Origin of the sequence: Helicobacter sp. 10-6591, assembly GCF_003288805.1 — a bacterium.
Classification (GTDB): Bacteria; Campylobacterota; Campylobacteria; order Campylobacterales; family Helicobacteraceae; genus Helicobacter_F.
Genome location: NZ_NHYK01000004.1, coordinates 60399 through 82236, shown reverse-complemented (window position 1 = coordinate 82236; position 21838 = coordinate 60399). Strand labels below are relative to the sequence as shown.

Annotated in this window: 22 protein-coding genes; 12 read left to right on the top strand and 10 right to left on the bottom strand. The window is 38.5% G+C overall.

Annotation, left to right across the window (positions count from 1 at the left end; all coding sequences use genetic code 11):
- Positions 1-44 precede the first annotated feature (44 nt).
- Both rplS and trmD read right to left on the bottom strand, forming a co-directional pair.
- Positions 45-431, bottom strand: coding sequence for a 50S ribosomal protein L19 (gene rplS, locus CCY97_RS02285; protein ID WP_112063874.1), 387 nt, complete (start codon positions 429-431; stop codon positions 45-47).
- On the bottom strand, positions 421-1167 hold the full coding sequence (gene trmD / locus CCY97_RS02280; protein WP_112063873.1) for a tRNA (guanosine(37)-N1)-methyltransferase TrmD: 747 nt from the start codon (positions 1165-1167) through the stop codon (positions 421-423). The genes rplS and trmD overlap by 11 nt, the downstream gene beginning before the upstream one ends.
- 156 nt (positions 1168-1323) lie before the next feature.
- Between trmD and CCY97_RS02275 the strand changes: the two genes are divergently transcribed.
- Together CCY97_RS02275 and hemE are read left to right on the top strand one after the other, a co-directional pair.
- On the top strand, positions 1324-2346 hold the full coding sequence (locus tag CCY97_RS02275; RefSeq protein ID WP_112063872.1) for an aspartate-semialdehyde dehydrogenase: 1023 nt from the start codon (positions 1324-1326) through the stop codon (positions 2344-2346).
- Positions 2343-3368: a uroporphyrinogen decarboxylase gene (gene hemE, locus CCY97_RS02270; protein ID WP_112063871.1), complete on the top strand. Its 1026-nt coding sequence runs from the start codon at positions 2343-2345 to the stop codon at positions 3366-3368. Before CCY97_RS02275 ends, hemE begins: the two co-directional genes overlap by 4 nt.
- A 73-nt stretch (positions 3369-3441) precedes the next feature.
- Here hemE and tsf read toward each other — a convergent pair whose 3' ends face one another.
- The 3 genes from tsf to CCY97_RS02255 all read right to left on the bottom strand — a co-directional run bounded on the left by tsf (position 3442) and on the right by CCY97_RS02255 (position 5661).
- Positions 3442-4506 (bottom strand): translation elongation factor Ts, encoded by a 1065-nt coding sequence (gene tsf, locus CCY97_RS02265; protein WP_112063870.1) that lies wholly within the window; start codon positions 4504-4506, stop codon positions 3442-3444.
- 2 nt (positions 4507-4508) lie between these two features.
- On the bottom strand, positions 4509-5279 hold the full coding sequence (gene rpsB, locus CCY97_RS02260; RefSeq protein WP_112063869.1) for a 30S ribosomal protein S2: 771 nt from the start codon (positions 5277-5279) through the stop codon (positions 4509-4511).
- A 178-nt stretch (positions 5280-5457) separates the two neighbouring features.
- Positions 5458-5661 carry a hypothetical protein gene (locus CCY97_RS02255; RefSeq protein ID WP_112063868.1) on the bottom strand — a complete coding sequence of 68 codons (204 nt, stop codon included), beginning with the start codon at positions 5659-5661 and terminating at the stop codon, positions 5458-5460.
- A 91-nt stretch (positions 5662-5752) separates the two neighbouring features.
- On the opposite strand from CCY97_RS02255, the gene CCY97_RS02250 reads away from it, so the two are divergent.
- The gene (locus tag CCY97_RS02250) at positions 5753-6514 is read left to right on the top strand and encodes a pseudouridine synthase (protein WP_112063867.1); all 762 of its coding nucleotides are present in this window, start codon (positions 5753-5755) and stop codon (positions 6512-6514) included.
- A 325-nt stretch (positions 6515-6839) separates the two neighbouring features.
- On the opposite strand, the gene CCY97_RS02245 is transcribed toward CCY97_RS02250, so the two are convergent.
- A complete protein-coding gene (locus tag CCY97_RS02245) occupies positions 6840-9254 on the bottom strand; it encodes a tetratricopeptide repeat protein (protein ID WP_112063866.1) in 2415 nt (804 codons plus the stop codon).
- 16 nt (positions 9255-9270) lie between these two features.
- Positions 9271-10542 carry a serine--tRNA ligase gene (gene serS, locus CCY97_RS02240; protein ID WP_112063865.1) on the bottom strand — a complete coding sequence of 424 codons (1272 nt, stop codon included), beginning with the start codon at positions 10540-10542 and terminating at the stop codon, positions 9271-9273.
- Positions 10543-10674: 132 nt separating this feature from the next.
- Here serS and tatB point away from each other — a divergent pair, with 132 nt between their 5' ends.
- The 9 genes from tatB to CCY97_RS02200 all read left to right on the top strand — a co-directional run bounded on the left by tatB (position 10675) and on the right by CCY97_RS02200 (position 19295).
- The gene (gene tatB / locus CCY97_RS02235) at positions 10675-11217 is read left to right on the top strand and encodes a Sec-independent protein translocase protein TatB (RefSeq protein ID WP_112063864.1); all 543 of its coding nucleotides are present in this window, start codon (positions 10675-10677) and stop codon (positions 11215-11217) included.
- A 12-nt stretch (positions 11218-11229) separates the two neighbouring features.
- Positions 11230-11982: a twin-arginine translocase subunit TatC gene (tatC, locus tag CCY97_RS02230; RefSeq protein ID WP_112063863.1), complete on the top strand. Its 753-nt coding sequence runs from the start codon at positions 11230-11232 to the stop codon at positions 11980-11982.
- A gap of 8 nt (positions 11983-11990) precedes the next feature.
- Entirely contained in the window at positions 11991-13046 is a 1056-nt protein-coding gene (queA, locus tag CCY97_RS02225; protein WP_112063862.1) for a tRNA preQ1(34) S-adenosylmethionine ribosyltransferase-isomerase QueA, read from the top strand.
- Entirely contained in the window at positions 13043-13627 is a 585-nt protein-coding gene (gene rsmG, locus CCY97_RS02220) for a 16S rRNA (guanine(527)-N(7))-methyltransferase RsmG (RefSeq protein ID WP_112063861.1), read from the top strand. The genes queA and rsmG overlap by 4 nt, the downstream gene beginning before the upstream one ends.
- A 24-nt stretch (positions 13628-13651) precedes the next feature.
- Complete coding sequence (locus CCY97_RS02215; RefSeq protein ID WP_112063860.1) at positions 13652-13873, top strand: PP0621 family protein; 222 nt, start codon at positions 13652-13654, stop codon at positions 13871-13873.
- Positions 13874-13881: 8 nt separating this feature from the next.
- The gene (locus tag CCY97_RS02210) at positions 13882-14265 is read left to right on the top strand and encodes a hypothetical protein (RefSeq protein WP_112063859.1); all 384 of its coding nucleotides are present in this window, start codon (positions 13882-13884) and stop codon (positions 14263-14265) included.
- 217 nt (positions 14266-14482) lie between these two features.
- Positions 14483-14860, top strand: coding sequence for a 3-hydroxyacyl-CoA dehydrogenase NAD-binding domain-containing protein (locus tag CCY97_RS08440; RefSeq protein ID WP_258456867.1), 378 nt, complete (start codon positions 14483-14485; stop codon positions 14858-14860).
- A complete protein-coding gene (locus tag CCY97_RS02205) occupies positions 14790-15773 on the top strand; it encodes a nucleotide sugar dehydrogenase (RefSeq protein WP_258456865.1) in 984 nt (327 codons plus the stop codon). Before CCY97_RS08440 ends, CCY97_RS02205 begins: the two co-directional genes overlap by 71 nt.
- Before the next feature lie 30 nt (positions 15774-15803).
- On the top strand, positions 15804-19295 hold the full coding sequence (locus CCY97_RS02200; RefSeq protein WP_112063858.1) for a glycosyltransferase: 3492 nt from the start codon (positions 15804-15806) through the stop codon (positions 19293-19295).
- Between the two features lie 130 nt (positions 19296-19425).
- On the opposite strand, the gene efp is transcribed toward CCY97_RS02200, so the two are convergent.
- Genes efp through CCY97_RS02185 form a run of 3 tightly spaced genes read right to left on the bottom strand, consistent with a single transcriptional unit; the run spans position 19426 to position 21793 of the window.
- Positions 19426-19989: an elongation factor P gene (gene efp / locus CCY97_RS02195; protein ID WP_112063857.1), complete on the bottom strand. Its 564-nt coding sequence runs from the start codon at positions 19987-19989 to the stop codon at positions 19426-19428.
- Between the two features lie 23 nt (positions 19990-20012).
- On the bottom strand, positions 20013-20936 hold the full coding sequence (locus CCY97_RS02190; RefSeq protein ID WP_112063856.1) for a class II fructose-bisphosphate aldolase: 924 nt from the start codon (positions 20934-20936) through the stop codon (positions 20013-20015).
- Positions 20937-20962: 26 nt separating this feature from the next.
- On the bottom strand, positions 20963-21793 hold the full coding sequence (locus CCY97_RS02185) for a peptidyl-prolyl cis-trans isomerase (protein ID WP_112063855.1): 831 nt from the start codon (positions 21791-21793) through the stop codon (positions 20963-20965).
- Between the last annotated feature and the right edge of the window lie 45 nt (positions 21794-21838).

Genomic DNA, 21838 nt, shown 5'->3' with positions numbered 1-21838 from the left:
AGAAGCTTTGGGGTTATTAATATCCAAATCTTAAAGCCACAAATTTATGCTTTAGGATTGGTTTTATGGGAATCTTGCTTGCGAAGCTCCTTGATACGCGCTGCTTTACCTTTTCTGTTGCGTAGATAATAAAGCTTTGCCCTACGCACGCGACCGATGCGCAAAACTTCGATGCTATTTAGGCTATCGCTATAAAGCGGGAAAGTTTTTTCTACACCTATGTTGTTTGCGCCAATCTTGCGCACAGTAAAAGTTCTATCCACGCTATTGCCTCGTATAGAGATACACACACCTTCAAAATTTTGGATTCTGCTTTTATCACCCTCCATTATTTTGATACCAAGCCTGATAGTATCGCCTGCTTTAAAGGTCGGGACTTTTTTATCCCCGATTTGGGCTTTTTGGAAACTCTCGATATATCTATTTTTCATAATCTACTCCTTGGTATGAATCACTTAACCTGCATTGTTGGGTTTTGTAAGAAAGATATAAATCTGGACGAAAATATTTTGTCTTCGCGATTGCAAGGTCTAATTTCAAAGCGTCGATTTTATTGTGGTTTCCCTTTGAATACCCTGAAGGTGTTGCGAGATACTCGAAGTTTTTGAGAATTTTTTCTGTCTGCGTGGAGTTTTTAGCAAAATTTGGCGCTTCAAGTAGATGAAATTCAAAACTTTCACCTTTAAGAGAATCCGCATTCCCAAGCACACCTTTGATTTGTCTAGCGATACTATCAGAGAGACTTAATGCAGCAAGTTCTCCACCACTCATAATAAAATCTCCAACACTAAAAACTTCATCAGCAAAACACTCAATTAGTCTCTCATCAAAGCCTTCATATCTACCACATACAAAGCTAATATGAGATTTTTTGGCAAGTCTGATTGCATCATTTTGGCAAAAGCGCTTAGCACATGGGCTTAAAAATATGATATGAGAATCTTTGACTTGTTCTAAAGCATTTTGTAATACCTCAAAAAGCAACACCTGTCCTGCACCACCACCAATTGGTGGGGCATCTACTTTTAGATGTGTCGAGATACCAAATTCGCGTATATCTATACATGAAACCTCAATGAGATTCTTAGCGATTGCACGTTTGAGAATCGAATATTCAAAATATGATATGAGGAATTGCGGAAAAAGCGTCAAAAAGTTAAATTTCAAATATCTCTCCTTCCAAAATAAAGTCTTATGAAAATTATTGTAACTAATAGAGCCTTTAATTCTCGTGATTTGTGCGTTTTTGGTTGTTTTTCAAACCAAGATTGTGTTGTATAATCGCTGCTTCTTAAAAATCTCAATCCAAAGGTCATATGGGTAATGAAAAAAGAATTTGTCGTTGGTGTAGTAGGTGCAAGTGGGGCTGTGGGAGAGGAGATTCTGAAAATTCTAGATGAGCAGGATTTTCCTGTCAGAAAACTTGTCCCATTAGCAAGTGCGCGCAGTAGCGGAGAGCAAATAAACTTTAAGAACAAGCAATACACGATACTTGAGACTACTGATAATGTGTTCAAAGATGAAGGAATAGAGATTGCCTTTTTTTCTGCTGGTGGAAGTGTGAGCGAGCGTTTTGTTCCATCTGCTGTAGATTCTGGGGCTTTAGTGATTGATAATACAAGTTTTTTTAGGATGCAAGAAGGCATTCCATTAGTTGTGCCTGAAGTCAACCCGCAAGATATCGCATTGGCAAAGACCAGCAAAATCATTGCAAATCCTAATTGTTCAACAATACAGATGGTACAAGTGCTTGCCCCATTGCATAAGCAATTCCAAATTGAACGCGTAGATGTAAGCACTTACCAAGCAGTCTCTGGCGCTGGTAAAAGTGGTATGGAAGAGTTGGTGACGCAAATGCAGCGGTTTTTTGCTTTCGAGTTAGAGTCTTGTGAGCCAAAAGTCTTTGCTCATAGAATCGCGCTCAATGTGATTCCGCATATCGATGTATTTATGGATAATGACTACACAAAGGAAGAAATGAAAATGATAAAAGAAACAAACAAAATCATGCATACAGATTTTGCTATCAGTGCTACTTGTGTACGAATACCTGTTTTAAGAAGTCATAGCGAATCTTTAAGTATCAGGTTTAAGAAGCCAGCAGATGCAAATCTTGCGCGCGAGATTCTCAAAAACGCACCAAATATTGTGCTGCTTGATGAGCCAAGCAAGAAACTTTATCCTATGCCACTCAATGCTACAGATACTGACGAAACCTATGTGGGTCGGATACGAGTAGATAATTTCGATAAGCATATCCTCCATCTTTGGTGTGTAGCTGATCAGATTCGCGTAGGTGCAGCTACAAATGCGGTGAGAATCGCACAAAAATGGATAGAACTATGATTTTTGTAGATGCATGTTTTAGGAAACCAACGCCTTATACACCGATATGGCTTATGCGACAAGCAGGCAGATATTTAAATGAATACAAGGAAGTGCGCAGGCAGGCAGGCAGTTTCTTAGATCTGTGTAAGAATGTCAGACTCGCTACAGAGGTTACATTGCAACCTGTTGAGATTTTAGATGTTGATGCAGCAATTTTATTTAGCGATATTTTGGTTGTGCCTTACGAGATGGGCATGGGATTAGAATTTTTGGCAGGCGAGGGACCCAAATTTTCACGCACAATACAATCCAGTGCTGATATTGGAAGTCTAGAAGTTGGAGCGTATAAAAATCTCAGTTATGTCTATGACACATTAAGCACTATACGTACACGGCTACCAAAAGACAAAGCGCTTATTGGATTTTCTGGCGCACCATGGACATTAGCTACTTATATGATAGAAGGACAAGGGAGCAAGAGTTATGCCAGAAGCAAGAGAATGCTTTATGCAAATCCTGCGTTATTACATCTGCTGCTAGAGAGGCTTACAAATGAAATCAAAGGATATTTGAGCACGCAAATAGAAGCGGGTGCAAATGCAGTGCAGATTTTTGATAGTTGGGCTAGCGCATTGGAAAAGGATGCATATTTGGAGTTTGGCTGGAAGTACATCAAAGACATAGCGCATTTTTTGAAAGCAAAATATCCGCATATACCTATTTTGTGTTTTCCTAAGGGGATTTCTGGATTTTTGGATTCCATTGATGGCGAATTTGATGTATTTGGTGTGGATTGGAGTACGCCATTATCATTAGCCAAAGCGATATTAGGAGATAAGTATGTTTTACAAGGGAATCTCGAACCTGCAAGATTGTATGATAGAGAAAGCATGATAAGAGGCGTAGAGGAAATAGTAGCTACTATGGGCAAAGACAATGGGCATATTTTTAATTTAGGACATGGAATGACTCCAGACTTGCCACGAGAAAATGCAATCGAGCTTGTCAAAATCGTGCGAGAAAAAACAAGAAAGCCATAGATTCGTAGGCGGTATAGGAGGAATACCACTTAAATATTATCTAGTAGTCTGAGACAAGAATTTGATGCGTTTGTTATTGCATTTGCGATGCTACTTCTGCGGCGAAATCCTCTGTCTTTTTTTCAATCCCTTCACCAAGCTCAAAGCGCACATATTTGATAATCTCTAGCTCATCATTGAGCTCTTCGCCTTTTGCTTTTAATACCTGGGCTATTGTTTTCTTATCATCCATCACAAAAAACTGCCCTAAAAGTGTCAGACGCTGATCTATAAGTGTATTGTCCGCGATAAAACGCTCAATCTGACCTGGGATAATCTTATTCCAAATTGCCTCCGGTTTGCCTTGAGCCTTTAACTCCGCTTCAAAATCTGCTTTTGCTTGAGATAAAACTTCTTGTGTGAGTTCGCTACGGCTAATGTATTTGGGAATCTTATGTAGAGGTTTGCCTAGTCTTTTGAATTCCTCGTTTTCTTTTGTCAGCTCAGCAATAAGAACAATCTTTTCTTTTTTTATAAATTCAGAATCCAAATCAGTGTAGCTTAATACCTGGGGTTTCATAGCAGCTGCGTGCATACACAGATTCCTTGCGAGATCAGCCGCTTTTGCCTTCGAAGTTTCTTTCTTGTAAGTCATTGCGATAAGCACTCCAACTCGCCCATTTGAATGCACATAGCCATTTACTACCGCATTGCCAGCCACTTGGATTGTCTCAAGCCTACGGATAACAATATTTTCGCCAATTTTTGCGATGTTTTGTTGCAGATACTCTTCAAACTTCACACCATCAATTTCTTTTGTATGCAAAGTCGATATATCGCTTAATGCACTGTCAAACACAAGCATAGAGCTTTTTTCTACAAGATTTTTAAAAGTGTCGTTTTTCGCTACAAAATCTGTTTCAGAATTTATCTCAAGCAAGCTTGCCTTCTGAAAATCGCTTGCCACTTTCACACTTACTATTCCCTCACTAGCAATCCTATCTGCTTTCTTGGCAGCCTTGCTTAGGCCTTTTTCACGCAGATACTCTATAGCTTTTTCTATCTCACCTTTTGTTTCTATAAGTGCCTTTTTGCAGTCCATCATACCTGCATCAGTCATATCTCGAAGTTTTTTGACAAGCTGTGCTGAAATCTCCATTTTTATTCTCCCTCTTCTTGTAGTTCGCTTAAGACTTCTTGTTTTTCCTCTTCGCTTGCCGGAATTTGTTCCTCTGTCTCTTGGATTCCATCTTTGTTTTGGCTATAGCCTTCGTTGATTGCTTCAGTGATTTCTCTACAAAATAATTGAATCGATCGGATTGCGTCATCATTGCCCGGGATTGGATAATCCACTTTATCTGGATCACAGTTTGTATCAAGTGGTCCTACTACCGGTATTCCAAGTCTTCTAGCTTCCTCTACTGCAATCCTTTCTTTTACGACATCAATTACAAAAATCATATCTGGGATTTTTTTCATATGACGCACACCACCAAGATATTTTGTGAGTTTTTCTTTTTTGCGCATAAGCATGAGTCTTTCTTTTTTGGTTAGCAGATCAATCTGCCCACTTTCCTCCATCTGTTCTATCACTTCAAGTTTTCGCACAGATTTTTTGATTGTCGCGAAGTTTGTGAGCATTCCCCCTAGCCAACGATAATTGACATAAGGAGCGTTGATAGATTCTGCGTACTGTTTGATTGTTTCACTTGTTTGTTTTTTTGTCCCTACAAACATAATAGTTTTGCCTTCGCTTGCAGCATCTCTTACAATATTGTAGGTATATCTGAAATAGCGCAAAGTCTTTTGTAGGTCGATAATGTGAATATTTTTGCGTACACCAAAAATAAAGCGTTTCATTTTTGGATTCCAACGCCTTGTCTGATGCCCGAAATGCACACCGCACTCTAGTAAGTCTTTCATTGTAATCATAGGTTCCCCTTTGTGTCTTTGGTTTTGCCGCCATACCCCTTAGCATTTAGTAAGTGAAATGCAACCGACAGGAATTGGTATGTGTGAGCTAATGTAGAGATGCTTTGCTAAAAAAGCGGGCAATTGTAATAAAAGCATACTTAAGCATTTGTTAAATGCCTAAGTACATAGACATACTTTAATCGAGACCTTTGATAACATATTTTCCTTGAGAATCCAAATCTATGAGATAGTATTTGCCATCTTGCAAGTCTATGAGATAGCATTGGTTCTTGCCTTCTATCATGAAACGTTCGCTAGGATAGATTTTTAGTCTATCACGCACTTCTTGGAGGCTGACACATACCGCGCTAAATCCAAACATCACAAGTTTGTATCGCATATTTGTCCTTTTAAGTTTTACTTGGATTTTAGCATTTTATGTCCTATGAGCTTTGTTACAATTGCCCACCCACTTTGAGATAAGGATTTTTATGCGTCTTAATCAGTTCATTGCTCATCACTGTAGATTCTCGCGTCGCCAAGCAGACAAACTCATAGAATCTGGACGCGTGAAAGTGGGGCACACTCTAGCAAACACCCATACAAAACTTTTACCTCACGATAAAGTGTTTGTCGATGGCAGACTTTTAAGACCCACACAGGAATATACAGCCATTATCTACCATAAGCCAAAAGGTGAGCTTGTGAGCAAATCTGATGATCGCCACAGACGAGTGATTTATGACAGCTTAGGGGCGCGTTTTGGTGGCTTTAGCTATGTGGGGAGATTGGACTATGCAAGTGAGGGGCTTTTGATTCTAAGTGATAGCAAACAGATTGTGCATGCGCTCAGTAGCTCCAATCTCGCGCGTGTCTATAATCTTAAACTTAGCAAACCCTTGAATAGTAAACTCCTTGATTCTATAGAGCAAGTCTTGCAATCTGCTTTTGTGATTAGCAACACGAAAGGCGCGCATGCCAAAAATAGACAAAAAAACCTTACTTTGCAGCCGTTTGTGGATTTTCAAGTATTAAGAGATTCTCATTTTCCTCGAGTGCGTGTTACTTTAAGCGAAGGGAAAAACAGGGAGTTAAGAAGGTTTTTTGCGCAATTTGGTTATGAAATTTTGGATTTGCGTCGTATAAGTTATGGATTTTGTTCGCTTAATTCCTTGCCTTGTAGGAAGTGGCGGTATTTCAGCAAGGAGGAATACAAGAAGCTAAGAGAGTTTTTGCACTCTAGTAGTCTTTAAAGCAAAGATTTTGTGCTGTGGCATCGCTTGGTTTTAAAATGTCCCAAATTTGCCCAAAAGCTTGGAGTACCAAGATTCCAACCAATCCCTGCCTAGCTTAACCCAAGGCCTATCTCTATTTTGTACTCACTATCTTTATCTGTGGTATATAAAGTTCAAGTCAAAATAGCTGCCGCTTAACCTCGTTGCAATAATACAATCTCTGCTGTATCTGCTATACCTTATGTTGCATGATTGTGATCCAAGGCGTTTGTACAAAATTACAAGAAAAAGCACTCTTAAAAATTACTGCACATTAAGCGTGTTTTTAAGCGTTGAAGAGGTTCTACTCTACCAACAACTTTCTTGTATCTATCTCAAAATCAAAATATTCTGAAACAAAATCTTGTCTGCTTACTTTTTCATAATGATCTGCTGCAGCCTTGAAATTTTTTGTCTCTTGGTAGAGCAAAGCTAGGGCGAATTTTGCTTCGAGATTTGTGGGTGATTCAAGCTTTGAGAGTTGCAAGAGAGCCACAGCATTCTCATGCCTACCTGCGCCAAGTGCTGCTACTGCTCCTAGAAATCTCGTATTTGAATCATCCTCTTTGATATTGTCAATAAGCGTGTTGTAATACACAAAGGCCTTTTCAAAATCCCCATTATAAATATTAAGCAGTCCTAGTGCCTGCAAGATTCCAGCGGGATTATCATTCTCACTCAGAAGTTTTTTCTCAAGTTCGCTCTCTCTTTTAGGGAGCATTCCAGTGATAAATCCCACATACACATAGAGTTCTCTTGCAATATTTGGGCCAAAATAAATGCTATTCATATCAAGCTTTTGTGTTGCAAACATACTATTAAGCTCAAGTGCTGCATCCCTAAGATTTTGCTTATAAAACTTTGATAAGTCATACATAATATTTGCAACAACATCTTGTGGATAGATTTTTTTCAGACTCCCAAAAGCTTCCATAGCCAAAGGAATATTATCCCTCCCTATTGCATACACACTCTGCAAGGCATGATAGATTGGCATAGCTCTCTTAGCATTTTTCACCCAACTAAAATCCTCGATAGGAGAATCATTGAGATATCTGATCATTGAGAGCAAAAAATCACGCTTGTTAGAATCATCAAAATCAAGATCTGCAAAGTTTGTGCTGATTGTATTAAAGATTCTGTCTGTGTTGCGATAGGTGAGCTTGCCTGCCATCACTGCAAATAGTCCTGATAAGATATCGCTGCTATCTAAGTGGTATGCGCGCAAGAAATGTATATAGGCATTGTCAAAATCACCACTTTGCGCATACAATACACCTGTGTTGTAGTGCAAAACTGCGTGGTTTGGATATATCTGCACAGCTTGTTTCAGATAGCTGAGTGATTTGCGTAAGTTATTTTCACTGAGCTCTCGCAAACCCGGTGTGATATTTTTATTCACACTGGCTATACCAGCACCTTCACTCAAACCGCTTTTAGCCACTTCTATATTATGGAGTTTTGTGTCTATAGCTCTGTTTTGGATGGCCTCTACTACCTGCTTGACATTAAAAACTTTCAATGGAGCATAGTAATACAAAATCTTATAGCTCAGAATCTGCTTGTGCTCAAACTTACGATTCCAGAAGTTTTCTTGTGCGATATTGACATTGAAAAGATCTGCTTTGAGTTTGATGTTGATAGGATAAATCTCAAGATTTGGATTGTATTCATCCTTTTTCATCATACGTTTTAGAATCAAAGCACTCTCTTTAAAATCGCTCAACTTTATTTTTACAAGTTGCAATGCCATAAGTGCTTGCGGATCTTCAGGAAAATGTGAAAGATATTCTTGGAGATATTGTTTTGCTTTGTCGTATTCACCAAGCCTTGCGTGTAATAGTCCTATTGGGAGATTGTCTTTGAGAGAAGGCAGTTTTTTAAGAGATGAAAGTGCATTGAAGTCATCATTAAAGAGCAAAAAGAGTCTCGCTGTGTTTTTGTTTGTCTCTCTCTGGTATCGGGCAGAATTTGGATGTAGTAATGGAGAGAGACTTTCAAAATAAAATCCCTTAGACATATTCAGCAAGCCATAAAGATAAAAATACAGTGGTTGCCTGTTGGATTCAAACAAATGCGATGAGCTGATGCCTAGATAGTATTGGGTTAAATCTTGGCGGTTGAGTTTATATGCGCAATAGGCTGCGTTTATAGCACTCATTGCTACATCCTCACCCGTGCTTATAGCGCTATCAAATGATGCTAAAGCCTGATCATAACGTCCTTCTTTGAGTTTAATCACTCCAAGATTGTAGCTTGCAAGCGATTGGGAAAAAATCCCAATATGTTCAAATAAATCAAGTGCTTCCATTTTGTTGCCTTGATCGTAGAGGAGATTTGCTTTTTTTATCATTTCGGCTAGCTCACTATCATCCATATTCCCTCGTTTGTTGAGCTGCTCAAGATTTGGTATTTGGAATTTTTGTGGTTGGGTGAATTGCGATTTGGCTGGTATTTGAGAATCTTGTGTATTTGGACTTTTCATTAAAAGCACTACACTTGTAATGATGAGTACAAGCACAAAAGCCCCAAGTCCTCCTGCGATTATCAGTAGCTTCTTTTTGTCTTGTTTTAGTTCTTCAAGATTAGGGATTTTGAGTCGTGGGAGTTTAGAGGATAAGAAAAGGGATAGTTTATCTTTGAGACTTTGTTTGGAATCTTTGTTTTCAGTAGTATCAGCCTGCCCATCTAAAGTTGCTTTATTTACATCATTAGCCACGATTCCAACCTTAAAGCTAGAGGTATTTCTCTAAGATTTTTGGAATACTAATTGAACCATCAGGATTCTGGTAATTCTCCATAAGTGCAATGAGTGTGCGTCCCACTGCTAGGCTGCTGCCATTGAGTGTATGCACTAGAGTGTTTTTGTTTCCATCTTTGTAGCGTATTTTTGCTCTCCTTGCTTGGAAATCACGGGTATTAGACACAGAGCTTACTTCTCTGTAGCGAGCTTGTGCAGGCAGCCATACTTCAATATCTATTGTATTACTCGCGCTAAAGCCAAGATCCCCTCCACATAGCTGTACAAAGCGATGTGGGAGTTCTAACTCTCTTAAGATACCGCTTGCAGTTTGTAGCATTTTTTCTTGCATAAGGTCGCTATCTTGTGGTCGTGTGATAGCTACAAGCTCGACTTTATCAAACTGGTGTTGACGAAACATTCCTCTTGTATCGCGCCCAGCACTTCCTGCTTCTTTGCGAAAGCAGGGTGTGTGTGTCGTGAGCATGATAGGAAGCTCAGATTCAGGGATAATCATATCGTTATAGAGATTTGTGAGTGTGATTTCTGAAGTTGAGATGAGATAAAGCTCATTGCAAGCCTCACTACCCTCAGATTCTGTAGAGGCAAGCTTGAACATATCATCTTCAAACTTTGGCAATTGTCCGGTGCCAAAGAGACATTTTGCATTAGCAATCACAGGGGTTACTACGACTTCAAAGCCTGCATTTTGATTGTAATCAAGCATAAAATTTATAAGAGCGCGATTGAGTTTAGCACCCATTCCGCGCAAGACGCTAAATCGCGATTTTGCCAGTTTCACACCCGCTTCAAAGTCTATCCAGCCATTTTGCTCTGCTAATTCCCAATGCTCCTTGGGAGCGAAGTGAAAGTTCCTTGGCTTGAGAATCTTTGCTATTTCTTGGTTGTATTCCTCGCTCTGGCCCTTTGGTGTATTAGAATCAGGTAGATTGGGGAGCTTATAGCTTATATCTGTAAGAAGGGATTGTGCGATTTCAAGCTCTCTTTGGGCTTTTAATATTTCTTGCTTGTTTGAATCAAGCTCTGTTTTTAATGCAGTAGTATCCTCCCCTTTTGCGCGCAAACTTCCAAAAATCTTCGAGTTTTTATTCTGGAATGCCTGCAGGGATTCTAAGTGTTGCTTGCTTTGTTTGTATCTGATACTAAGCTCATAGAGAGTTTTAAGAAGACTTTCATCGATGTTCTTAATGCGCAGCTGTTGGGCAACAGCATCAAAATTATCAAGCAAAGCCTTTGTATCAATCATTTATATTCCTTAGAAAACGCAAGATTTTCATAGATTAAAGCATTTTGTATTCCCACTCTTGCGCATGCCTGCTAATATTTTTTAAAGATTTTTGGGTTAGAATTGCGCGTTATAGAGATTTTAAGGCGGGCAATGTTTGGTATAGGTATTTTTGAGATTCTTGTGATTCTTATAGTGGCAGTGATTTTTCTAGGACCTGACAAGCTACCCCAGGCAGCCATAGATCTAGCAAAATTTATACGCACAGTGAAAAAGACCATTGATGACGCAAAAGAAAGTTTTGATAATGAAGTCCGTCTCAGTGAGATTAAAAAAGAAGCCCTAGAATATAAAGAATCTTTATCCAAAGATTTCAATTCCCTCACTTCACTCCCAAAAGACATTGCAAATGATGTGGCGCAAAGACTTGAGCTGGATTCAAAAAAACTGGATTCTAAAGACTCCCAAAACATACAAAAGAGCCCAGAAACTTTGGCTCTTGAAAGTCTTAATTTCCAAAGCGATGCCCTAGATTTAGAACTACAAGAATACAAAGCACAGCAGCGCCAAGAGCAAGAAAATACAAAACAGCAAAACACACAAGAACAAAATGGTTTATTCACGCAAGAATCAAATCCCCCCGTTGTAGCTGCAGATTCTGCCAAGAATCTGCAAGACACAGTACAAAGACTTTGATGGGAGAATGCGATGTTTGAAGATCTCAAGCCACATTTGCAAGATTTACGTAAGCGCCTTATTATTTCTACACTCACGCTTGTTATAACGTTTTGTATATGTTTTAGCTTTTGGGAAGTGATTTTTGACTTTGTCGCAGCACCTATAAACAAGGCCTTAAGTAAAGACACCATAAACGCCAAACTTTCACAGCTTGCGATCTTAGAGAGCGTTTTTGTCGCACTTAAGGTCTCACTCTTTGCTTCGCTTACAATCTCTATGCCAGTAATTTTTTGGCAATTTTGGCTTTTCATTGCTCCCGGACTTTACAAGCATGAAAAAAAGGTAGTGCTGCCATTTGTTGCATTTGCAAGTATGATGTTTTTTGTGGGTGTGGCTTTTGCGTATTATCTCGTACTTCCTGTCGTGATTGAAAATGTCTTGCTCTTTGGGAGTGGGAAGTTTGAAGGCAATATCAGCGCGGATAATTATGTGATGTTTTTTACACGTCTTATTGTGGGTTTTGGGATAACGTTTGAACTTCCTGTACTTAGCTATTTTCTAGCACTTGTGGGCATGATTACCGATGCATCTATGAAAAGCTTTTTTAAATATGCTGTAGTGATTATCTTTGTGATTGCAGCTATTATCACGCCTCCTGATGTGCTTTCCCAAATCTTTTTGGCTATACCGCTCATAGGCTTATATGGGATTTCTATTTTGATTGCAAAATTCGTCAATCCAGCGAGTTTAGATGAGCAGGATTCACAAGACAAAGAAATATAAAACTTCCAATGCAAGCAAATGCACAAGATCTGCTTTTAGATTCCTATGATTATCTCTTGCCAGCACATCTTATAGCTGAATCTCCAAGTAAGCCTAGAAGTAGCGCTAAGCTCCTGGTATATGAACGCCAAAGCCAGAGTATCAGGCACTGCTACTTTAAGGATTTCTGCTCTCTTGTGCCAAGTGATTATCTGCTTGTATGCAATGACACCAAAGTCTTAAAAGCGAGGCTTTTTGGCTTCAAAGATTCTGCGAACACCCAGAAAAGAATGGAGATTTTCTTCCACAAACCACAGCAAGGCACACAATTCTTAGTCCAAATCAAAGGCAAAATCAAAAGGCACGATCGCATTATTTTACAAAACGATGCAAGCATAAGAGTCAATGTACTGGAGCTTTTGGATAATGGCTTGCGCGTAGTGGAGTTTGAGAGGAATGCCCTACCCTTGAACTATGATGAGGTCTTAGAGATTCTGCAATCCCATGGCACAATCCCGCTGCCTCCTTATATCAAACGACAAAGCACGCAGCAAGATAATATCGATTATCAGAGTGTTTTTGCATGCAATCTCGGTGCGGTCGCAGCACCCACAGCAAGTCTGCATTTTAGTACTAGAGATTTCCAGAGACTAAAAGAGAGATATAAAATCTGCTTTGTTACCTTACATATAGGAGCAGGGACATTCCAAAGTGTGCAGAGTAGAGATATTAGAGAGCATGTTATGCACACAGAGCGGTTTCATATAAGCAGCTCCTCGCAAGCAATCCTATCTCACGCACTAGATACTACCAAAGTCCTTTGTGTCGGTACGACTTGCGCCCGTGTTGTGGAATCTTATGCGCGCTACCACAAGACCTATGGAGAGTGTGATCTTTTTTTGCACCCGCATAACCCGCCGATTTCTCATTTCGCGCTTTTGACAAACTTCCACCTACCCAAATCCACGCTTTTGATGCTGGTAAGTGCATTGCTTGGTCGTAAAACCGCGCTAGATCTCTACCAAGAAGCCATCAGGCATGAGTATAGATTCTATTCTTTTGGCGATGGGATGCTTATCTTATGACTTTCCAAACTCTCATCCAAAGCCTAAACCTTAGCTCCAAGCAATGCGATCTTTTAGACCAATATACACACCTCCTCTTGCAGTGGAATGCAATCCACAATCTCACAGGGGCAAAAACCACACAAAGTGTGCAAGAAAATATCTTGGATTCTCTGTATCCGCTCACTTTTATCTATCCTTTCCAAAGTGCGCTTGATGTTGGAAGTGGGGGTGGATTCCCTGCATTGCCTCTAAGCATAGTGTTAGAAAATACACATTTTATTCTTGTCGAGCCAAGATTGAAGCGATTTGGATTTTTGCAAAATGTATGCGCCCAACTTAATCTAAAAAATATAGAGCTCATCTGCGCACGCTTACAAGATATACCGCAGAGAGATAAAGTAGAGCTTATCACCTCAAGAGCTGTAATGAGTGCTCCAAAACTCATAGCTTATTCTAAGAGATTCTTAAGCCCACAGGGATATTATCTTTTCTACAAAGGCTTGGATTTTTCTCAAGAAATGCCAGGCGTAACCAAAAGCGAGTGTTTTGTAAGATCTGATAGAATCTACTTCTACAAAAGCAGCCAGGCTCGCAACTAAGCCAAATCTAAAACAAGGGAAATTATGAAACTTCTGATATTTATAGCCGTCGCATTGGCATTTGTGTGGTTTGTCTTATTGCGCCCAAGTATGAAAAGAAGTGCCCAAAATTCTAGTAACCAAAAAAGTCTCAAAGACGAATTGATGCTGGAGTGTGAGACATGTGGAAGTTTTATCTCCCAAAATGACGCACTTACTCAAAGGGGCAAGGTGTTTTGCTCCAAAGAATGTATGGAGAGGTCTTAGTTTAGGCCATGCTTATTTTCGGATACCAAGGATTGGATTCTAAAAAACTGCATTTTATTTCCTCATCTGAGGATATACAAGATTCTAAGAATGACTGCATTGTGTGGTTTTACCATACTAGCGATAGAGATTTCTCGCTACTTAAGTTTTGTATCCACCATGAGATAGCATGTGCAGTTCTTGTAGAAAATGCCATAGATTTTTTGCTCTGTGCGCATTTTGCCCCACAATTCTTGCTTGTAAGAGAGAATCCACAAGTTTATCAAAGCCTTGCAGATTCTTATTTGCTTGATTCCAAAGTCTTGTGTATCATCAAAAACATCAGCGAGATTGAAAGACTTGGCACACAAGGCATTGACGGGGTGGTATTAGAAGATGCTTTAGGGATGTAATACTTCAATCAGAATTTTGAGATAGTCTCAATATCCCATATTTTTTATATTTGCTTACCTTAGTGACTGTTTATAATAGTAATCCTCAAATCGATGTAATATGTATTTTTTTATAGAATCATCGCTTTAAACATAAATTACAGTTAGAATAGACGCCATTTTATTTGTTAAAAAAAAAAAAAAAACGGATATTAAGCAAAAACTTCTAAGGATTGGAATGAAAATAGCGGTCATTGGGACGGGTTATGTTGGATTGCCTACTGGTATATGTTTTGCTCATTTGGGACATGAGGTTGTTTGCATAGATACAGACAAAAAGAAAATAACTGCTCTAAGTAAAGGCAAGCTCACACTTTATGAAGAAGGCTTGGATGAACTTTTTAAAAAATACTACAACACCAAATGGCTGAGATTTACAACTGATATAAAGGCTACAAAAGATGCAGAGCTTATCATCTTAGCAGTAGGTACGCCCAGTACTAAGAATGGCGAAGTAAATCTTGATTTTCTTTTTGAAGCCATTAATGGTTTACCCCCCCCCCTATGGCTACACTATCATTGCTGTAAAATCCACAGTTCCTGTTGGTACATGTGATTTATTAGAGAAATGCCTTAGGGAATCTCACCAACAAGCACACTTTGATGTAGTATCTTTGCCTGAGTTTTTTCGAGAAGGTTTTACTCTTAAGGATTTTTTTGAACCATCACGAGTGATTATAGGTACAAATAGTGCTCGTGCTCAAGAAGCATTAAGACAACTCTATGGAGCCTTTATACCAGAGCAAAAACTCCTATTTACTACCCGCACAAGCAGCGAGATGATCAAATATGCTGCCAATTCTTTTCTTGCGATGAAACTCTCTTTTATCAACCAAATAGCCAATTTATGTGAGAAAGTAGATGCAGATATACTTGAAGTTGCTAAGGGTATAGGAATGGATCCTAGAATAGGTGAACAATTTCTTACTCCAGGTCCAGGGTATGGAGGATCTTGTCTTCCTAAAGATACATTAGCATTCTCTTTGCTAGGCAGGAAATATAATGCGAATCTAGACTTAATAGATGCAAGCATACAAGCAAATACGATGCATACCAAAGCCATGAGCGACAAAATATTAAAAGAGCTTGTAAACATCCAAAAACCAATCATTGCGATTTTAGGGCTTGCTTTTAAGGGTGGTACAGATGACTGCAGACAAAGTCCAGCGATTGAAATAGTGAAAAATTTGCTCAAATCAGGCGCACGAATCCGAGCGTTTGACCCTAAAGCTATGGATTCAGCCAAAGAATTTTTAGCCCAGCGTGTAGAGTATGCATCCAGTGCACAAGAGGCATTGCAAGGAGCAGATGCAGTAGCCATACTGACAGAATGGCAGGAATTTTCCGCTCTTAGTCTTGAGAGTTTTAAGACTTTGATGAAAGGCAGTTTTGTATTTGATTTACGAAATATGCTCGATAAAAAGAGAGCTTTAGAACTTGGATTGCAATACCAAGGTATAGGGCGATAAAAACTTCCACCCAACCTCTTAAGGATAGAAATGCCAAACATCACACAAAAGAAAAAAAACACACAAGAATACAAAGTACAAAAGAAACTCCAAAAACTCCAACTCAAAACACAAAAAGCCAAAGACAAATTAGAAAAACTGCAATCTATAAAACAAAACCACAAAAAGAAAAAGCACCCAAAAAAAACCAATAAAAGCACAAACTCTATTCCAAAAGTGTCTGTGATAATACCTGTCTATAATGTAGAGCAATATTTAAGAGAATGTCTTGATTCTGTAACCAGCCAAACTCTCAAGCAAATAGAAATCATCTGTGTAGATGATGGATCAACCGACAAGAGTCCAAAGATTCTCAAAGAATATGCGAGCAAAGACACAAGGATAAAGATAATCAGACAGGAGAATAAGGGACAATCTATTACGAGAAATAAAGGTCTCCAAAAAAGTCTTGCTGATTACATTGTGTTTTTAGATTCTGATGATTGGATAGACTTGGATTTCCTTGAGAAAATGTACCAAGCTGTAAGTAAATCTAACGCAGATATGGCAAAGTCGCAATATCTCCACCACTACAAAGATAAAGTTGTTCCTGATGGGATCAATACTACAATCCAAACCCGATACGACAATGGTGAAAATTTAGAGGTGAATGAAAATAGCATTGTCATTTGGGCGACAATCTATAAAAGCGATTTGATAACCAAAAACAATATCTATTTTAGAGAAGATACTTTTGTTGCTGCAGATGTAGAATTTACATTGAAAACAACTTTTTTAGCAAACAAAATTATTCCAGTCGTTGGTACTTACGTGCATTATCGTAGAGAATCTTCAAAGCTAAGTATGATGCATAGTCAAAAGTTTAAAACAATTCCTACTATACACGCACACATGATTGATTTTCTTAACAACATAGAATGTGATGAACGAGATTATATAGAGGCGCTAAAGAAGATGTCCTGGAGAATTAATGACAGATACAAGTCAAGTCTGAATATCCAAGAAATCACTGATTCTGATAGGATAGAATTCCTTGAGAAAAGCACGGAAGTCTTTGCGAAGGCCAAGTACATTGATGATAGAGCCTTTGACAGGCAGACAATAGAAAAGCTAGAAAATTATATAAGGGTACAAAACACACTTATAATCTCGCTCACCTCCTACCCTACCCGAATAAATAGTGTGCATTTATGTATAGAAACTTTACTAAACCAATCACTAAAGCCAGACAAACTTATACTATGGCTTGCTAAAGAGCAATTCCCAAACCGTGAAGATGATTTACCGCAGCATTTGTTGCAACTCAAACAAGAAGGGTTAGATATACAATGGTGTAGCAATATAAGAAGTTATAAAAAACTCATACCAACGCTCAAAAAATATCCAGATGCTTTGATTATCACTGCTGATGATGATATTAATTACCCACGAGATTGGGCTGAAATTTTGTTCAAATCTTATGTGAAAGATAGAGAAACTATTTGGGCACATAGGGTACATAGAATAGTCTTTGATCAAGATGCGCAAGAAATCTTGCCCTACAATAAATGGGGTAATTGCGTTACAGGGTATGAGCCTTCATTTTTGAATTTTGCAACCAGTGGAGGCGGCGTATTATATCCGCCAAACTGCTTTGATAAGGGAATCTTAAATGAAAAGAAGGCATTAGAGCTATGTCCAAGCGCTGATGATATATGGTTCTGGGCGCATTTAGTCCTAGCAAATCGTAGGATTGGTATACCTAAATATGCTTTGAAAAATCTGGCTGTGCAAGCAAACCTAATCCCAGGTACGCAACTAGAAGCTTTATATTATAAGAATATGGGCAATAATAAAAATGACAAGCAACTCAAAGCGATATTTGCCAAATATCCCAAACTTTTAGAAACATTGCAAACACAAGCCAAAGTAACTCCCCTTATCTCAAAGCCCATTGGCGCAATCAATCTTGTAAAGAACCATCTTGCTTACAAATTTGGAAGAGAGTTTGCTAAATGCAAGAATCCTCTCAATATCCTTACTCTGCCCTTCTCCCTTCTAGCTCTTAGTATCAGACACAACAAACGTGAAAATATACTCTCTATTATCCATGAGATTGACCCATCCAAAAGACCATTAGAACTTAGCAGATACCAAGACTATCCCCAAGCTTTAGAAATACAAAATAGCTTGAGTTATAAACTTGGTCGTGTAGTAACTAGCTATCCATTGAGTTTTGCTTTCATGATTGTATTACTGTATCTTAGAAGAATATGGAGTAAATCTGATTCCATAAAAGTATCAATAATAATTCCTGTATATAACTCCCAAAAATACTTAAGAGAATGTCTTGATTCTGTAACCAATCAAACTCTCAAGCAAATAGAAATCATCTGTATAGATGATGGATCAACTGATAATAGTCTGGAGATTCTCAAAGAATATGCAAGCAAAGATGAGCGTATAAGCATCCTCACACAAACTAATCTCTATGCTGGTACTGCCAGAAATGCTGGATTAGCAGTAGCCAAAGGAGAATATATACAGTTTGTAGATAGTGATGATTGGTTTGATTTGAATATGTGCAAGAGAATGTATGCGCAAGCTAGGAAAGATGGAAGTGATATTGTAGTATGCGGGCATAGAGTATATGATGAACAATTGCAAAACTATATATCAGAAAGAAGTATAAGCTATCATGCACTTTCTCTCTCGCCTATTGATCCAAAAGTATACAAAGCCAATATCCTTGCAATCTCAAATCCTGCTACCTGGAATAAGCTCTATAAAAGAGAGTTTTTACTTCAAAAAGGATTGAAATTTGAAGCTTTGAGTACTTGTAATGATTTAACCTTTACTTATAGCACTCTTATGCTCGCATCTAAGATAAGTTTGATGGAAGAGCTCTTTATCACTTACAGAACAAATTCTTATAAGAATATCACTGCTACAAGAGGTGAAAATGCAATAAATATCATCAAAGCTCTCAAAGCCTTGCAAGCAACCATTAACAATTTCCATCTGGGGAATGCTTACAAACTAGTTTTCCAAAAACAATTCAAAGGACATATCGCCTATGAATTAAACCAGTGCACAGATTTCCAAAAACAAAACTTCAAATACCAGGCCCAAAAGCTTTTAGAAGAAGATGAATACAAAGAACTAGTAGAAAACCAAGAGCTTTTACAGCCAGGGTATAAAAAACCTATTGGTGCAGTCAATATAATCAAAAATGATCTCTTTTATAAAGTTGGTAGAGAACTTGCAAAATGCAGAGGAAATTTAAGAATCTGTATCTTTCCATTCACTTTCTTGTCTCTTGTGCTTTCTCACCGATCAAGAAAAAATATCCTAGAAGCTGTGTATGAACTTTATCCTGATAGATACCCTAAAACAATCGATACCTATTCAGATTATCACGAATCAAATATGCTTAGAGCCACTTTAAGCTATAAACTGGGTTATGCCCTTGTGACATCTCCATTGAATTTCCCAATAGCAATGTGGAGAATAATAAAAAGACATAGGATGAGAGATGAGTAGTTGGGTGGGAATTAATGGATGTAAAGTGGGATGGGATTAAAACCAAATAGAGGCCAGACAATAATCAGATCAGATTACCGTTGGATCTACACTGAGACCATCTGTATTGATATTTAGATCAAGCGTGCCTCTACTTGACCTTTTCTAAATATTCACCACTTTCAGTATTTACTCTAATAACTTCACCTTCTAATACATGGAATGGAATCTGTACCACTGCACCTGTTTCTAATATAGCTGGTTTTTTTCCAGCACTTGATGTATCGCCCTTAAAATTTGGCGCAGTTTCTATAATTTTGAGCTCCACTACCTGTGGTACATCGACAGAAATTGCTTTGTCATTGTGAAAAAGCACTTGTACATTTATCCCATCCACAATCCATTTAGAAGCATCTCCTACTTGAGCGTCACTCAATGCTATTTGGTCATAAGTCTCATTGTCCATAAACTGGAAAGTATCACCATCATGGTAAAGATATTGCATTGTTTTTTCTTGGAGATTTGGTTCATCACATTTGTCACCTGCATGGAAAGTCTTCTCAATCACCTTGCCGTCGAGAAAAGATTTTATCTTTGCTCTTACAAAGGCTGCTCCTTTGCCTGGTTTGACATGTTGATACTCTACGATTCTGTAAGGAATTTTATCAATCTCGATCTTCAAGCCCTTTTTCAAATCACCCATACTAATCGCCATAAATTCTCCTTAATTTTGGTTGACTAGATCTTATTAGCACTTCCTAATATCTGCATACGCTCAACTATAACCTTTTGCATCGCCTGCATTCCTGGAGCAAAAAACTTGCGCAAATCAAATTGCGTAGGCTCAGTATTAGCTACCTTGCGCACTTCTGCCATGAAGGCAATACGCAAATCTGTATCTGTATTAACTTTATTGATACCGCCTTCTACTGCTTGTTTAAGAAATCCAAAAGGCACACCCTTACTACCCTTAAGATCTCCGCCCGTTGCGAGAAAAGATTCTCTGACATAATCAGGTATGGCACTTGCTCCATGAAGAACAAGGGGAATATTTGTTCTACGCTTGACCTCTTGCAATCGCACAAAATCTAAATTCGGCTCACCTTTAAACTTAAAAGCTCCATGACTAGTCCCAATAGCAGGCGCTAAATAATCAACATTTGTTTCTTTAACAAAATACTCTGCTTCTTGGGGATTGACCAAAACAGCATCTTTTTCATCTACGGATATATTGTCCTCGATTCCCATAAGTCGTCCAAGCTCTGCTTCTACAGTCACTCCATTGTCATGAGCATATTGCACAACCTCCTTGGTCATAGCAACATTTTCTTCAAGCTGATGATGCGAAGCATCAATCATTACCGATGTGAAACCAGAATCAATAGCTTTCTTACAAGATTCAAAACTTGTACCATGATCTAAATGAAGTGCCACTGGGATATGTGTATAGCGATCGCTAAAGTTTTTGACAAGCCCCACCGCCATATCAATACCCATATACTTGATTGCTCCTTCGCTTGCTTGCACAATGATTGGCGAATTTGCTTCTAATGCAGCATTAAAGATTGCATTGAGCATCTCAAAATTGACAAAATTAAATGCACCAACGCCATAATTTCCCCTGTGCGCCTTTAATAAAATCTCACTACCACTTACTAGCATAATCTGTCCTTGGCTGATGTGTTAAATTATTTTGCGATTTCAATCTTTGCTTTAGAGCGTAGTTCTTGTATTTTGATTCCGATTGCCTGATTGAAAGCTTGCATTTGCATTTCTTGGAGAATGATTTGTTTGGCTTGATCATAAGGAATAACTTTTGGCTCAGTTTTACTTTCTAGGTAAATCACATGGTAGCCAAACTGTGTTTTCACAGGGGTCTTAGTGTATGTGCCAGGCTTAAGATCAAAAGCTGCTTTTGAAAATTCTGGCACCATGCGAGCCCGATGGAATGTACCCAAATCCCCACCATTTTGTTGTTGCTTACCAACAGGATCGATTGTTTTTTGGTTTGCTAGGTCGATAAATTTTGGCTCGATCTTACCTCTCACTTTGTTGAGTGCAGTAACAATCTCTTTTGCCTCATTTTCACTCTCCACCACAATATGTCTTGCTTTGCCTTCTTGGTCAATAAATCGTGATTCATTCTCTTTGTATATTTGGCGGAGTTGTTCCTCACTAGGAGTTGGCATCTGGATAGTCTGCGCTTGTTTTTGCATCCATGTATCCAAAAGTAGGCGTTTCTTAAAGATTTCAAGTTTATTGGTGAAATCTTTAGTTGTGTCGAGTTTTTCTGCCTTTGCAGCATTGACTACCAAACGCTCTTCGATAAGTTGGTTGATTATTGTTTGTTGTTCCTGTGTGGAGAGTTTCTCAAAATCAAACCCTGGAAACTCTTCTTTGATCGATTCAAAATCTTTCTCTGTAATTGCTTTGCCATTTATAGTCGCATATGTTTTTGCTTCAAGCAATACAGGAGAGAGAATCCCGACCAGTACCAAACTTACAAGTATCTTTTTCATTGATTTGCTCCGGATTTTAAAGTGTAGGGGCAAATTGTATTCTTA